Raw genomic sequence first — 14,705 nt, forward strand, 5'->3', positions numbered from 1 at the left:
ATAATTGACGGTCATCCCGTCAAAGTAAACATTTGCGGCAATCAATATGTTGTTGATCCGGACAATGATATCTTATGGTCGATTCAGGGAAAACCGGACATTGACCTTGACCTGGTTAGAGATTATTATAGTGACAAAAACAGAGCATATAATATATTGTATGAACCTGCAACCGGACGGGTTATTGATCTCAAAAAGGAAAGTGTTATGGATACTGAGTCTGTTAGGCTTGTGGAGATTCCAGACATAAGAACCATAGATCCTATAGGTAAAAACCATGCGGCAAAATTACCGCTAAAATTTGGCCTTTTATACCATGATCTAAAGCTTGAATACGACCTTGCCTACAGTCTGAACGAAATTAGCCAGGTTATACCAGCAAATAGGAATGATCAGGGCCAACTGGAATTACTGATCGAGGGGACTACATTTATTGTCGATATCAATAGATTTGAGTTCCGTGACAAGTCCGATCCAAATAATGTAATTCCGTTAAAAGAAATGCAGGACAGTGGTGATGGATATCTGATCGAATATAATGACAAGGATATTCACTTACCTGAATTTGTTGTACTTGATCCTTCAGGCATGGCAAAAAAATACAACGTCTCCATCATGGAAGTGGAATCGCATGATGACTTTCATTTTATGGTTGATCAACAGGCTTTTCACAGCCGGATGCAGGGCAAACTTCCAACTATCGATATTGAAGGCCATACCTTTACTGTTGACATCAGGATGAATATGCTCCGTTCGGCAACTGATTTCGCATCTAAAGGGATAAATTTTGATGATATTGACCACTATTATTCGGAAGAGAAAGATGCTTATCTCATTCCGTACGATCCCATAAAACATGAATTTCGCGAATTGGACTACGCAAATATTTCCAGCATTCCAAAAGATCTGATCGCCATTGAATTTCCATTTCAAACAAAACTTGATCCGATTGGATGGAACCGTGAAGGTGGGTGGGATCTGAAAAGTGATTTAAAATGGCTTGGCGTACAGAGCCATTTTGAAGCCAAGAAAATTCTCTGGGAAAAAACTTTTATTGTTGATGTCATCAAAGAAAATAAGGAAAAACAACAAAAAAGTCAGGACAATCAAAAGGCCAATAATCAGTCAAAGAAAAGTAAAGGGCGGAAATTCTAACCATTTCAAACTATAAGATTAAAAGTGCTAGTTCTTAGAATCTAGCACTTTTTTTTGTTCCCCAGAAAGATAAAATCGTCCCATCCGCTGACCTGTATTCTAGGGTTATAAATACTCATTATTTAGGTCGCAAAAGTACCCCCTGACAACCTTAGAAAGCCAAATAATTCCACGGATTTCCAATTTAAAAGAGTGCTTTCAATTCTATCTCACATTTGCCATGTAAGCCTGCAGGGTGCAGGAAAAGAATAACAAAAAATTCGATTAAAACATGGAAAAACAAAGAAAAAGAATTTTGATGACAGCATTGTTAATGATGTCAACTTTTGGCGCATTTGCCCAGGGAAACGGTCAGGGCGGTATTCAGGAAGCAACTCAAATGGTTACTTCTTATTTTGATCCTGCAACAAAATTGGTTTATGCTATCGGCGCAGTAGTCGGGCTGATTGGAGGTGTCAAGGTTTACAACAAATTTAGCTCTGGTGACCCCGATACCAGTAAGACTGCTGCCAGTTGGTTTGGAGCATGTATTTTTTTAATTGTCGCGGCTACGATCTTACGATCATTCTTCCTGTAGCCTTCAATTCAAACCTTCAAATCAACAGCTATGACGACAGCAAAAAAAATAGTTACTCCATTAACATATTATGGGGGTAAACAAAAACTCGCAAAGGTTATAATTCCTCTTATCCCGCCACATAAAACATACGTTGAGCCTTTTGTCGGTGGCGGGGCTATATTTTGGTCAAAACCTATTACCGAGGTTGAAGTTATCAACGACTACAATAGGGAATTGATCAATTTCTACGAAATGGTCCAAAACCAGTTCGTAGAATTGGAAAAGCTGATCAGAATAAGTCTCCACAGTAGATCCTTACACAACGACGCCCTAGTGATTTACAACAACCCTCACTTATTTGACAGGTTAAAGCGTGCCTGGGCAGTATGGGTTCTCTGTAACCAATCCTTTAGTTCAATTATCGGGGACACCTGGGGCTACGACAAAACCAGTTCTACGAGCGCCAGAAAGATCAGCAATAAGCGCAACTCATTTTCAGAGGAATATGCGATCAGGTTACAGAATGTTCAGATCGAGAATACCGATGCTCTCCGCATCATTAATTCACGCGATCACATTTCTGCATTTCATTACTGTGATCCACCATATTACAATTCTGACTGTGGCCATTATGACGGCTATACGAGAGAAGATTATTCCTCACTCCTACGGTGCCTGTCCCAGATCAGTGGGAAATTTCTGCTGAGCAGTTATCCGAGCCCTGAGTTAAAGCAATACATAAAAAACGAGGGCTGGTACACTTTACAGATGCAGTCCAGTGTAATGGTGGATAATGCACATGGAAAACCGCATAAAAAGAAGATTGAGGTCTTGACGGCGAATTACGACCTGAACGCAATTCAGGGAACTATAAACTTTTAGACCATACCGATGAAAACATTTAATATCAATAAAGGTGTGGGCCGTTCGGTTGAATTTAAAGGGCTTAAGGCCCAGTACCTTTTCATTTTTGCGGCAGGTCTTCTGGGTGTATTGATCCTGGTCATGATCATGTACATGATTGGTCTAAACTCCTATGTATGCCTTGTACTGGGAACTACGGGATCATCGGTTCTCATCTGGCAGACTTTCTCACTTAATGGGAAGTATGGTGAACATGGACTTATGAAAATAGCTTCAAAAAAGCGACATCCTAGGTTCATTATCAGCCAAAAGCGGATTTATCGCTTACTAAAATCCAAGTTGAATTTCAAATCAATCAAATAATGAGAAATATGGCAAAGACAAGGACACTTGAATCAAGGTTTCCGCTACTTGCAGTTGAAGAGAACTGTATTATATCGAAAGAAGCGGACATCACTGTATGTTTCAAAGTTATCCTTCCGGAAGTATTTACGGTATCATCTGCTGAGTATGATGCAATGCACTCTGCCTGGCATAAAGCGATAAAAACCTTGCCCGATCATTCAATCGTGCTAAAACAGGATTGGTTCATTAAAGAGAGTTATGAACCGGATCTTTCCAAAGAAGATATAAGCTTTTTAGGGAAATCCTATCAACAGCATTTCAATGAGCGACCATTCTTAAACCATTACTGTTATCTATTTCTGACCAAGACCAGTAAGGAAAGAATGCGGATGCAATCTAATTTCTCCTCGCTTTGCAAAGGTGTCTTGATACCCAAAGAAATACGTGACAAAGAAAACATCCATAGGTTCATGGAGGCCGTGGCACAGTTTGAACGGATTTTAAATGACAGTGGATTTATATCTCTTGAAAGGCTTACGAGTGAGGAAATTACCGGAACTGACAATATTCCTGGCCTCCTTGACCAATACTTAACCCTTTCAAGAGCCAAAGATGAACCTTTACAGGACATATCTCTTGGAAACGAAGAAGTGCGCGTTGGTAATAAAAGGCTCTGTGTACATACCTTATCGGACACCGATGATCTTCCTGGTACTGTTTCAATAGATAGCAGGTACGAGAAACTATCAACGGACCGTAGTGACTGTTTACTGTCATTTGCTTCACCTGTTGGTTTGTTGCTTAACTGTAATCATATCTACAACCAATACATCTTTTTGGATAATTCTGACGATAACCTCAGAAAATTTGAGAAATCCGCACGGAACATGCATTCGTTGGCAAAGTATAGCCGAAGCAATCAGATAAATCGGGAATGGATCGAAAAATATCTCAATGAAGCGCATTCTTTTGGTCTTTCTTCGATAAGGGCACATTTCAATGTGATAGCCTGGTCAGATGATCCTGCAGAGTTGAAACGTATAAAAAATGATACCGGCAGTGCACTGGCCCTAATGGAATGCAAGCCAAGACATAACACTGTTGATGTCGCTACGCTGTTTTGGGCAGCAATGCCCGGCAATGCAGGCGACTTTCCAAGTGAGGAAAGCTTCTATACGTTTATTGAACCAGCGCTCTGTTTTTTTACCGAGGAAACAAATTACCATGATTCCCCCTCTCATTTCGGGATAAAAATGGCAGATCGGCTCACGGGAAAACCAGTTCATCTGGATATATCTGATTTCCCGATGAAAAAAGGTATCATCACAAACAGAAATAAATTCATTCTTGGTCCTTCCGGTTCGGGCAAGTCTTTTTTCACTAACCACATGGTTCGCCAATACTGGGAACAGGGATCGCATGTTTTATTGATCGATACCGGGAATTCATATCAGGGGTTATGTGAAATGATAAAGGGTAAGACCAAAGGGCAAGACGGGGTATATTTCACTTACACCGAAGATAATCCAATATCCTTTAACCCATTCTATACAGACGACAACGTTTTTGATATTGAAAAAAGGGAAAGTATTAAGACGCTTATCCTAACACTATGGAAGCGAGATGATGAACCACCAAAACGTTCAGAAGAAGTTGCTTTATCGAATGCGGTAAGCGGGTACATCGAACATATTAAAAACAGCGATGTTAAACCGTCCTTCAATGGATTTTACGAATATGTCAAGAACGAATACAAGCAAGTTCTCCAAGCCAAGGAAGTCCGGGAAAAAGACTTTGACCTTGCCAATTTTCTAAATGTGCTAGAGCCTTACTATAAAGGTGGAGAATATGACTATTTACTAAATTCCGAAAAGGAGCTGGATCTACTGAATAAACGGTTTATTGTTTTCGAAATCGACGCTATCAAGGATCATAAAATTCTTTTCCCCATTGTGACCATTATTATAATGGAAACTTTTATCAATAAGATGAGGCGGTTAAAGGGTATCCGGAAGCTAATTCTGATTGAAGAGGCTTGGAAAGCGATAGCAAAAGAAGGTTTCGCGGAATACATAAAATACCTCTTTAAAACGGTCAGAAAATTCTTCGGAGAAGCAATCGTCGTGACCCAAGAGGTAGATGACATCATTCATTCACCCGTGGTCAAAGAGACTATCATCAACAACTCTGATTGCAAAATTCTCCTTGATCAGCGTAAATATATGAATAAGTTCGATGACATCCAAGCGATGCTAGGTCTTACCGAAAAAGAGAAATCCCAGATACTTTCGATCAATATGAACAATGATCCTTCCAGAAAATATAAGGAAGTATGGATCGGGCTTGGGGGCACTCACTCTGCAGTCTACGCAACGGAGGTTTCAATGGCCGAATATTATGCCTATACCACGGAAGAAACCGAAAAACTGGAGGTCATGCAACTGGCTGAGGAACTCGGCGGGAATGTTGAGCATGCCATAAAACGCATTGTTCTCAAAAATACCGCAAATCAAAATAATAATTAATCTCTAAAATTTTAAAACAATGAAAAAGATCATTTTCATGGTGATGATGGCATTTACATTCGCCTTCACACCATTAGCAAAGGCGCAGTGGGTAGTAACCGATCCGACAAATCTTGCATCGGGTATTGTCAACAGTGCAAACGAGATTGTCCAGACATCCTCGACAGTTTCAAATGTAATCAAGAATTTCAACGAAGTCAAGCGAGTCTATGAGCAAGGAAAAGAATACTACGATAAGCTCAAGGCTGTAAATAATCTAGTAAAAGACGCGCGCAAAGTTCAGCAAACAGTTTTACTCGTTGGCGATGTATCTGAAATGTACGTTACCAATTTTGGTAAAATGATGAATGACCCCAATTTCAAACCGAATGAACTGGCAGCCATTGCAAACGGCTATTCTGCCTTGCTTAATGAGAGTACTGAGCTTTTAAAAGAATTAAAGCAGATTATCACTGCCAACGGCCTATCTCTTAATGACAAGGAAAGAATGGAAGTTATTGATAAAGTATACAAGGAAGTAAGGGAATACCATGCCCTTGTAAAATACTTTACCAACAAAAATATTTCCGTGAGTATCATTCGTGCCAAGAAGAAAAACAATACCCAACGAGTTCTTGAACTCTATGGAAATCCTGATCAAAAATATTGGTAAATCATGGAATACGAGAACTTACATGAAATCTTAAGGTCGTTATACGACGAGATGATCCCACTTTCAGCTGATATGGCGGGAGTGGCTAAAGGTGTAGCCGGTTTAGGAGCGCTTTTCTATGTGGCTATAAAGGTATGGCAAGCATTAAGCCGTGCTGAACCTATCGACGTTTTTCCTTTACTCAGACCCTTCGCTTTGGGCATTTGTATCATGTTCTTTCCAACAATTGTGCTGGGATCTATCAATGCTGTTTTAAGCCCGGTTGTAAAAGGCACCCATGCCATGCTCGAAAATCAGGTTCTTGACCTAAATGCTTTACAGGAAAAGAAAGACAAACTGGAATATGAGGCAATGATCCGAAATCCTGAAAAAGCATATTTGGTTTCTGACGAAGCATTTGACAAAAAACTGGAAGAACTTGGCTGGTCGCCTGGGGACCTTGCTACCATGAGCGCTATGTATTTTGAGCGGGGAATGTTCCAATTTGGACAGAGTATTAAAGATTCTTTTAGGGAGTTTCTGGAAATATTATTCAATGCAGCGGCTTTGGTGATCGATACCATAAGAACATTTTTTCTGATAGTCCTTTCAATTCTAGGACCAATCGCATTTGCCATAAGTGTCTGGGATGGATTTCAGGCCACATTAAATCAGTGGTTTACGAGATATGTCAGCGTGTATTTATGGCTACCTGTTGCTGACCTGTTCAGCTCCATCCTTGCCAGAATACAGTCTCTGATTTTGGAGCGCGATATCGAGAATTTATCCGATCCTTCCTTTATTCCAGATACAACCAACACCGTATACATCATTTTTATGATCATCGGGATAGTAGGATATTTTACGGTTCCTACGGTAACAGGCTGGATCATTCAAGCTTCTGGTGCTACAAATTTCACCCGAAATATTCAGCAGGCTGCAAGTGTTGCTAGTGGTGGTGCGGGGGCTGTTGCCGGAAATATTGGTGGGAGATTACTTAAAAAATAACATACCTAAAAAATTAAAAACATGGAATTTAAAACCCTCCGGAATATAGAAAATAGCTTCCGCCAGATCAGGCTTTATGCGATAATTTTTGCCTTGTTATGCACTGGTATCGTTGGATACGCAATCTGGAAGTCATACAGTTTCGCGGAAAAGCAACGGGAAAAAATCTATGTCTTGGATCAGGGCAAATCATTGATGCTGGCGCTTGCACAGGATGCCAGCATCAACCGCCCTGTTGAGGCAAGAGAGCATGTAAGACGTTTTCACGAACTGTTTTTTACCCTGGCCCCGGACAAAAATGCTATTGAGAGCAACATGAAGCGTGCTTTTAATCTTGCCGACAAGAGCGTATTTGACTATTACAATGACCTTGCGGAAAAGGGATATTATAATCGTATCATCAGTGGAAATGTACAGCAAAGGGTCGAAGTTGACAGTGTAATCTGCAACTTCGATTCTTACCCCTATTCAGTAAAAACTTATTCCACTCAATTTATCATCCGTTCAAGCAACGTGACCAAGCGTAATCTGGTCACTTCCTGTAATCTGCTAAACTCCGTTCGGTCAGATAATAACCCACAGGGCTTCAACATCGAGAAATTCGCCGTGTTGGAGAACAGGGATCTGGAAGTTGTAGAACGTTAAATCTATCATTATGAATCTAAGAACAAAAATCGAAAATCGTATCAATGATCTTGATGACTGTTGGCGCGAATTGCCCATAAAAAAGCAGCGAAAATATACTATTTATTTTTTCCTGTTGTACACCATTTTAACGCTTATTGTTGTGGTAAACGTATGTGTCGAAACGGGAGAAGCAGATCAGGAAGTTGCCATCCGGCATATTGAGAATCCTGTCGAAAAAACAGAAAAGTCCGGTCTTATAGCCAAGGACAGTGTATCAATTAACTTAAAAAATGAGAATAATGGAAAATAACGAGAATAAAAGAATCAGTATTCTAGTCGAAGAATCTGACCAGAAATCTGAAGATTTAATCAGTGGGAATGACAAATCCAAGCTGGAAAAATTAAAAAAGCCATTGATCTATCTTCTAATGGGAATTGTTTTCCTTGTCTGTCTATATCTGATTTTCAAACCATCGTCCGATAAGGATGAGAACAAAGATTCGGGCCTCAATGGTGCTGTTCCACAGGCAACAGAAATAGGTATGCAGTCCGATAAACAAAAAGCCTATGAGCAGGCAATGATGGACGAGAAAAACCAGCAAAAAAGAATATGCTCACATCACTTTCCGATTATTGGAATAGTGACAGTACGATGCAGGCCGCCGATCCGAATTCAGGATTAAATGAGAATCCAACAAATAATCCATCAGGAAAGAGCTATCAGGCCGAAAGTCCGGCATTAAACTCCTATCGCAACGCACAGGCGACTTTAGGGTCATTTTATAACAGTAATGAAAATTATGAATCAAATGAACTTCGCAAAGAGATTGCAGGATTAAAAAGGCAACTTGATGAAAGGGATGCGAATCCTGCTCCCTTGACAGTTAATGACCAATTGCAGCTCATGGAAAAATCTTACCAGATGGCGTCCAAGTATCTTCCAAATAATGGTGGTGAGCAAAAAAAGTCAGACAGTACAGCCATTAGAAATACCGGAGGTCAGAAAACATCCTTTGTTGCTTTTTCGCCTATGCGTGCAAATGTGGTTTCTGCACTTTATCGTGAACCTTCAGATCGGGAGTTTTTGGAAAATATTAACGGAGAAAGAAACCGTGGATTCTACACTGTGGGTGTAACCCAACAGGCTACCAAAGTTAAGAATAGTATTCGGGCATGCATTCATGAAAACACAACCATTGTTGGTGAAGGAACCGTGAAATTGCGGCTTCTTGAAGATTCAAAGACTCCTGATTTCACTATTCCCTCCGGTTCTATTGTTACTGCCGGAGCAAAATTCAACAATGGACGTTTAAGCCTAAAGGTTTCTTCAATAGAATCCAGCGGCAATATTTTCCCGGTAGAAATCAATATTTATGATCTGGACGGTCAATTGGGGCTGAACGTGCCATATTCCGCTGAAATGAGTGCCGTCAATGAAATTGCTGCTAACATGAGCCAGTCTTCCGGTACTTCTATCATGATGAGCAGATCCGCAGGCCAGCAAATAGCGGGCGACCTCTCCCGTGGCCTGGTTCAAGGAGTTGCGGGCTATTTTTCAAAGAAAGTAAGAACACCCAAAGTAATGTTAAAGGCAGGTCATCAGGTCTTTTTAGTTTCAAAAAAATAATACTAATTCTTAAATCAAATAGAAATGAAATCGATCATTAAAAAAATATTAATAACGATTTGTGCAATGCTTGGTTTTGTTTATTCGCATGCACAAACAATTACAGACTCATTAAATCATCAGTTAGATTCAGAACACGTTGAGCCTTATCACATCACTGTAACGTATAATAAAACAACGCACCTTATCTTTCCATCTGCGATCCGTTATGTTGATCTGGGAAGTGAATTTCTCACTGCGGGAAAAGCTGATGATGCGGACAATGTATTACGGATCAAAGCAGCAGTGAAAGATTTTGAAGATGAATCCAATTTCTCAGTGATTACGGATGACGGAAAATTTTATAGCTTCAGTGTTTTTTACAGTTCTTATCCCGAGATCCTAACCTATAACCTTGATCCAATGGATAAATCCGTATCAAACTCCAGAGCCAATATACATCTGGAAGACCTGGGTTTTTCTCCTTATGTTCCCGATCAGCTCATGGAAGCTATCTATAAAAAAAACCGGAACAATATCAGGCACATTGCTTCCAGAAGTTTTGGAATTCTCTTTAGTCTGAAAGGGATTTACATATACCAGGGGAAATATTACTTTAATACGCAGATTCAGAATAAAACCAATGTTTCCTATCAGATAGACTTTATAAATTTTAAAATAGTCGATAAAAAAGTAGCAAAACGTACTGTATTTCAAGAGAAACCACTAAATATCGTACGGACTTACAGCGATATTGCCGAAGTTCCGGACAACAAAACGAGCCGTGAAGTTTATCTGCTGGATCAGTTCACACTTGATCATGATAAAATACTTGTAATTGAGCTTTTTGAAAAGAATGGTGGAAGGCATCAACGACTTGAAGTTGAAAATGAGGATCTACTCCGTGCAGTACTATTAAAGGATCTACCACTAAAAATTAAATAACAATCTTATTTAAAACGATATGAAAAAGATATTAAGCATATTCTTAATGGTTCTATTGCCATTTACGTCAATTTTGGCGCAACGATTACTACCTTATCAAAAAGGTTTACAGGTCACTGCTGGCATGTTTTCCAATGATCAGCCAAAGGACAATTATTTTGTGAATCTGGAGCTGACACAAAATCACAAAAAAGGAAACTATCATTTCTTTTCAGCAGAATATCAGCGTAGGACAACATTCTATACTGAAAACCCCATTCCGATTGAAACTTATTTATTATCGGGGGGATATAGTTTCCATGTTATAGGCTTACCAAATAAAATTGTGAATTTAAATTCAGCAGTTGAAGCCAGTGGTGGTTATCAGTTGGTCAATCACAACAAACTATTGCTAGCGGATGGTTCACAAATCAACAATGAAAGCAGTTTTGTGTACGGTGCCGGAGGCAGGCTGACCCTAGAGACATATCTGACCAATTTTATTATCCTATCCTTACAGGCCAGAGCGAAATACGTTTGGGGAACAAATTTTAATCAGTTCCGTCCTTCCGCGGGTATTGGCCTTCGTTTTAACCTTTAAATTTTATCTATATGAAAACATTCTTAGATACAAAATTCCAGTATAGCTGGTTCATTTTATTAATGAGTATTGGCTTATTATTTTCCTGTAAAAATGATGATCTTGATATTCAGCAGAACTTCCCATTTGAGGTTGTTGTCCTTCCTGTTAACAAAGCAATTGCAGTCGGCCAGACGGAGGCAATTTCCATGAAAATCAAAAATACAGGAAGTTTTTCTGGTGTTCAATATTTCTTCCGGTATTTTCAGTATGACGGAAATGGAAATCTGATCTATGAGATTGGGAAGACAGGGAAAAAAGCCTTTCTACCCAATAAAGTATACTTTCTTTCCGATGCCAAGAGTTCGGAGATCACCTTCTATTACACATCGCAATCCAATGTCCAGCAATCATTTGACATTTGGATACTCGATAATTTTGGCAATGAAAGACAATTGAGCTTTCAATTTAACAGTATTGATTAATTAATGTAATGGGACAGCTTAATGATCAAAGCTGTCTCATTTATTTTTCTCTCATTAAAACTTAACGATGACGATTTCAGAAAACGATTATTTGCTGACAATGGACTATCTAAAGAGAACACTTGATAAAGGTGACAAGTATTTAGCCTACGGTGATTGGATAACATTATGCACCCTTGAAGACCTGAAATCACTTCCCACTTTCCGAACTAATTATGATGCGACAGAATATTGTTTTGAAAACACCACGGATCGTGATTTTGTGGTTCAGTTATCGGTAGAATGGCTTTATAAAGCGATGCTGGAAGGCATAAAAGATCCTACCATACTTGTAAGAAAGGGAAACTTAATCGATGTGGAAATGACAGCTTTTTATTATGCTGACAAAGTGGAGAACGAACTAACAAAAATTGAAAAAAAGGAGATCAGTAATGAAAAAAATAACCCAAAAGAAAAAACTGTGGAGCATGTCGGACATTTTGAAAAAGAAAACCCAGTCACTCAGCAAAAAGATAAACAAGACAAAAGTCTTTCAGATCAGAAAAAGAACCGGAAACCGGAACGGAAAAGAGGAAGATTCAGATTATAGATTAAATCAGGATTGCAGGATTATCCGGTTGAGGAAATGAAAATTGGGTTGTTTCACACTGAAACAACCCAATTTTTTCTTAGTAATATCTTATGAAGAAAAAATTTTTTCGTATTTTTATGGAAACCGAAACACTGAATATGATACCGTTATTAGTTATGGGCATTGGCTTTTTAATTCTCGGACTGGCTTTACGTTATTGGATCAACAGGCGTAAATTCTACCGTCGTGGTCCCGCAGGCGCAGAAGGCTTTTCCAGTTATGAGCGATCCGTCATTGTAACCTTAGCAGAAAGATTTGGCAAATGGATAGCGTATGCACTGATCATTTTAGGTATTGGTTTTTTATGGACTGCAAGAACTTTCAAAAAAGATCAGGAAAGACGCCAAAAGAGTATTGAAGCCTATCAGAAATAAGCTATTTAAAAGCTAAAATTCCATATAATCCTATCCTTATATCTCCGGTCGTAGAAATACGACAATTTCTCAAAAATGTGGTATAAAATTTTGTCAGAAATTTTTATAGTTATATATTGGCTTACCAAGTCATTAATTATTAACCTATTAAAAACCGCTAATGAGTCATTTATTTAATCTTCAAATCACCTCTTGTTGAGGTATTCCCGCTAGTTTTCGCTACAATTACAAGCAAGTGAAATTAATGTAAATGGAACAGGGCCTACCTTTTTGTTTGCAGTTGTCCTCAAAGAATCCTACCCAAAGGATTATATTTTAATTAAACACAACCGAAAAAATTATTATCATGTTTCAAGAAGAAAAGGATCTTTCCCAAACCGGAAAGTATTCGGATAAGATGAATTATGAAAACGAATTCAAAAAAAATGTAAATATTGAAAACCTGAAAAGCGATGCTTTAAAAGCCCAAGATGCTATAAGTTCAGGAAACCAGATGTTTAATAAGCCGATAACTCCTAATGAGGCGGAAATTTCCAATAAAAAGATCTGGAGCAATCAACCGACTTCAAAAATTTTCAATGCCCATGCAATCCCGGAAAACGCAATTGCAGGTATTAATCGGGTTATAAATCTTGACATTCATGTTGAAGGTAAGCAAATCAGACATTTTAAACATTTTAGATTAAAACAGAAGGCATCTAACCATCATAAGTTTGAAATGGTTCTTGCCCACGATGCACTGGGAGATCCTGAAAACCATAATCTTGAAAACGCACAGGCTTTTCTAGGGAAAAGAATCACCGTTGTTTTTAAATATAAAGATGTGGATCAAAGCCCTGAGAGAAATTTTGTAGGTGTTATTACAGAGATTGGATTTAGTCAGGAAAAAGGCAGTTTAGGAGACATCGTTTTTAAGGGCTATAGTCCAACGATCCTATTAGATGCAGCTCCACATATACAAAGTTTTGGAGGTTCGCAACCGATAAGTTTGAACAGCGTTGCAAATGAAGTGATTAAAGAAGCCCTGGATCAAGGAAAATTTGATTTTCGTGTTGATTCTCAGCATGGTAATATTTCTTACAGTTGTCAATATGAGGAAACACATTTTAATTATCTGTCAAGAATCGCCGAGGCTTATGGTGAGCAGTTTTTTTATGATGGAGAGATTCTTCATTTTGGCAAATTGCCACCACAGGAGAAACCGATAAAATTGGTTTATGGAAGTAATTTAAGTGATGTAAAGATCAAAATGAAGGCACAGCATGTTAAACCAACTTTTTATGGTTACAATAGTAGTAAAGATGAAAAGTTTATCGGAAGCAGTTCAAAAATTACACATACTTCAGACATTGCAAAACGTGCTTATGAGATTTCAGAACGCACTTTTCAAACACCTTCTTTACGTGTTGCCCCTATCAAAGCGATATCTTTTATGGATATTGATGCTTCCCAAAGAGGTACGGCAGGGAGCAAAGCCGCTGAGGTACTCGTTACCTCTGGGAAAACAAGTTTGCCATTTCTTTATCCAGGATGCATAACGGATATAGAAATGCGAAAACCGGACTCCAATGAGACTACTTTTTTTACGAAATTAATGGTTATTGAAGCTCTTCATCAGGTAGATGCCAGAGGCTATTATGAAGGATCATTTAAAGCAATTGCCTCCGATACGGGCTTTCTTCCAAGACCGGAATATATCAATCCATTAGCGGAGCCCCAGTTTGCAAAAGTAATATCCAATACCGATCCACAAAATCAAGGAAGAGTACAGGTACAGCTTGACTGGCAAAAGGGCCAGGATACCACGGAGTTTATCCGCGTTATGTCACCAGATGCTGGAAGCAGCGATAAAGTTGGAAAAAACCGGGGATTTATGTCAATTCCGGAAGTTGGTGACCAGGTAATTGTCAATTATGTCCATCTGCATCCTGATCGGCCTTTTGTTATGGGAGGAATGTATCACGGTGGGATTGGCGCCGGAGGAGGAGAAGGAAATAATATCAAAAGTCTTAGTAGTAAAAGTGGAAATAAGCTAGAATTGAATGACGGTGAAGGATCTGTTTTCCTTACAGATCAAGGTGGTGCGAACATGAAATTTGATGGTGCCGGGAATGCGAACACCAATGCTACCAAGAATAAATCTGTTTCAGTTGGTGAAAAAAATACGGTAACTGTTGGAGATATCCACAAAACAGATGTTGGAAACGGTCAAAGTGTTCTTACCATGGGAAAAGATGGTGTTATTGATTTAAGTTCGCTGGAAAAGCTAACCTTAAAAGTTGGTGACAACAGTCTTGAAATTTCAACGGCAGGAATTAAGGTCAACGGAGCAAAAATAGAAATTACTGGTGAAGGTTCCTGGAGTGGTGGAAACGTATTTATTAATTAAGG

At 38.9% G+C, this 14,705-nt stretch carries 15 protein-coding genes and 1 pseudogene; all 16 read left to right on the forward strand.

Annotation, left to right across the window (positions count from 1 at the left end):
• Positions 1-402: 402 nt before the first annotated feature.
• The 16 genes and pseudogenes from H3Z85_00645 to H3Z85_00720 all read left to right on the forward strand — a co-directional run bounded on the left by H3Z85_00645 (position 403) and on the right by H3Z85_00720 (position 14,703).
• Complete coding sequence (locus H3Z85_00645) at positions 403-1,155, forward strand: hypothetical protein (GenBank protein QPQ53815.1); 753 nt, start codon at positions 403-405, stop codon at positions 1,153-1,155.
• 271 nt (positions 1,156-1,426) lie between these two features.
• Positions 1,427-1,732, forward strand: coding sequence for a DUF4134 domain-containing protein (locus H3Z85_00650; GenBank protein ID QPQ52068.1), 306 nt, complete (start codon positions 1,427-1,429; stop codon positions 1,730-1,732).
• 30 nt (positions 1,733-1,762) lie between these two features.
• Entirely contained in the window at positions 1,763-2,596 is an 834-nt protein-coding gene (locus H3Z85_00655; GenBank protein QPQ52069.1) for a DNA adenine methylase, read from the forward strand.
• A gap of 9 nt (positions 2,597-2,605) precedes the next feature.
• Positions 2,606-2,941, forward strand: coding sequence for a DUF4133 domain-containing protein (locus H3Z85_00660; protein QPQ52070.1), 336 nt, complete (start codon positions 2,606-2,608; stop codon positions 2,939-2,941).
• The gene (gene traG / locus H3Z85_00665) at positions 2,941-5,448 is read left to right on the forward strand and encodes a TraG family conjugative transposon ATPase (protein QPQ52071.1); all 2,508 of its coding nucleotides are present in this window, start codon (positions 2,941-2,943) and stop codon (positions 5,446-5,448) included. Before H3Z85_00660 ends, traG begins: the two co-directional genes overlap by 1 nt.
• A gap of 19 nt (positions 5,449-5,467) precedes the next feature.
• Positions 5,468-6,100: a DUF4141 domain-containing protein gene (locus tag H3Z85_00670; protein QPQ52072.1), complete on the forward strand. Its 633-nt coding sequence runs from the start codon at positions 5,468-5,470 to the stop codon at positions 6,098-6,100.
• 3 nt (positions 6,101-6,103) lie between these two features.
• Positions 6,104-7,087, forward strand: a complete 984-nt coding sequence (gene traJ / locus H3Z85_00675; protein ID QPQ52073.1) for a conjugative transposon protein TraJ — start codon at positions 6,104-6,106, stop codon at positions 7,085-7,087.
• Between the two features lie 21 nt (positions 7,088-7,108).
• Entirely contained in the window at positions 7,109-7,732 is a 624-nt protein-coding gene (gene traK, locus H3Z85_00680) for a conjugative transposon protein TraK (GenBank protein QPQ52074.1), read from the forward strand.
• A gap of 10 nt (positions 7,733-7,742) precedes the next feature.
• Complete coding sequence (locus H3Z85_00685) at positions 7,743-8,024, forward strand: nitrogen regulatory IIA protein (GenBank protein QPQ52075.1); 282 nt, start codon at positions 7,743-7,745, stop codon at positions 8,022-8,024.
• Positions 8,014-9,341: pseudogene (traM, locus tag H3Z85_00690) on the forward strand (conjugative transposon protein TraM). Before H3Z85_00685 ends, traM begins: the two are co-directional and overlap by 11 nt.
• Positions 9,342-9,365: 24 nt before the next feature.
• Positions 9,366-10,265 (forward strand): conjugative transposon protein TraN, encoded by a 900-nt coding sequence (gene traN / locus H3Z85_00695; GenBank protein QPQ52076.1) that lies wholly within the window; start codon positions 9,366-9,368, stop codon positions 10,263-10,265.
• A gap of 19 nt (positions 10,266-10,284) precedes the next feature.
• Complete coding sequence (locus H3Z85_00700) at positions 10,285-10,845, forward strand: conjugal transfer protein TraO (GenBank protein ID QPQ52077.1); 561 nt, start codon at positions 10,285-10,287, stop codon at positions 10,843-10,845.
• Positions 10,846-10,856: 11 nt separating this feature from the next.
• On the forward strand, positions 10,857-11,309 hold the full coding sequence (locus H3Z85_00705) for a DUF3872 domain-containing protein (GenBank protein QPQ52078.1): 453 nt from the start codon (positions 10,857-10,859) through the stop codon (positions 11,307-11,309).
• Between the two features lie 67 nt (positions 11,310-11,376).
• On the forward strand, positions 11,377-11,898 hold the full coding sequence (locus tag H3Z85_00710; protein QPQ52079.1) for a hypothetical protein: 522 nt from the start codon (positions 11,377-11,379) through the stop codon (positions 11,896-11,898).
• A gap of 140 nt (positions 11,899-12,038) precedes the next feature.
• Positions 12,039-12,314, forward strand: a complete 276-nt coding sequence (locus H3Z85_00715; protein ID QPQ53816.1) for a molybdenum ABC transporter permease — start codon at positions 12,039-12,041, stop codon at positions 12,312-12,314.
• Between the two features lie 346 nt (positions 12,315-12,660).
• Positions 12,661-14,703, forward strand: a complete 2,043-nt coding sequence (locus H3Z85_00720) for a Vgr family protein (GenBank protein QPQ52080.1) — start codon at positions 12,661-12,663, stop codon at positions 14,701-14,703.
• Positions 14,704-14,705: the final 2 nt, after the last annotated feature.

This window comes from Chryseobacterium indologenes (genome assembly GCA_016025055.1).
GTDB lineage: Bacteria > Bacteroidota > Bacteroidia > Flavobacteriales > Weeksellaceae > Chryseobacterium > Chryseobacterium indologenes.

Coding starts and splice junctions, on each gene's coding strand:
- H3Z85_00705 (QPQ52078.1), top strand. CDS start 10,857: ATGAAAACATTCTTAGATACAAAATTCCAGTATAGCTGGTTCATTTTA.
- H3Z85_00660 (QPQ52070.1), top strand. CDS start 2,606: ATGAAAACATTTAATATCAATAAAGGTGTGGGCCGTTCGGTTGAATTT.
- H3Z85_00685 (QPQ52075.1), top strand. CDS start 7,743: ATGAATCTAAGAACAAAAATCGAAAATCGTATCAATGATCTTGATGAC.
- H3Z85_00655 (QPQ52069.1), top strand. CDS start 1,763: ATGACGACAGCAAAAAAAATAGTTACTCCATTAACATATTATGGGGGT.
- H3Z85_00700 (QPQ52077.1), top strand. CDS start 10,285: ATGAAAAAGATATTAAGCATATTCTTAATGGTTCTATTGCCATTTACG.
- H3Z85_00720 (QPQ52080.1), top strand. CDS start 12,661: ATGTTTCAAGAAGAAAAGGATCTTTCCCAAACCGGAAAGTATTCGGAT.
- traK (QPQ52074.1), top strand. CDS start 7,109: ATGGAATTTAAAACCCTCCGGAATATAGAAAATAGCTTCCGCCAGATC.
- traJ (QPQ52073.1), top strand. CDS start 6,104: ATGGAATACGAGAACTTACATGAAATCTTAAGGTCGTTATACGACGAG.
- traN (QPQ52076.1), top strand. CDS start 9,366: ATGAAATCGATCATTAAAAAAATATTAATAACGATTTGTGCAATGCTT.
- H3Z85_00670 (QPQ52072.1), top strand. CDS start 5,468: ATGAAAAAGATCATTTTCATGGTGATGATGGCATTTACATTCGCCTTC.
- traG (QPQ52071.1), top strand. CDS start 2,941: ATGAGAAATATGGCAAAGACAAGGACACTTGAATCAAGGTTTCCGCTA.
- H3Z85_00710 (QPQ52079.1), top strand. CDS start 11,377: ATGACGATTTCAGAAAACGATTATTTGCTGACAATGGACTATCTAAAG.
- H3Z85_00650 (QPQ52068.1), top strand. CDS start 1,427: ATGGAAAAACAAAGAAAAAGAATTTTGATGACAGCATTGTTAATGATG.
- H3Z85_00715 (QPQ53816.1), top strand. CDS start 12,039: ATGATACCGTTATTAGTTATGGGCATTGGCTTTTTAATTCTCGGACTG.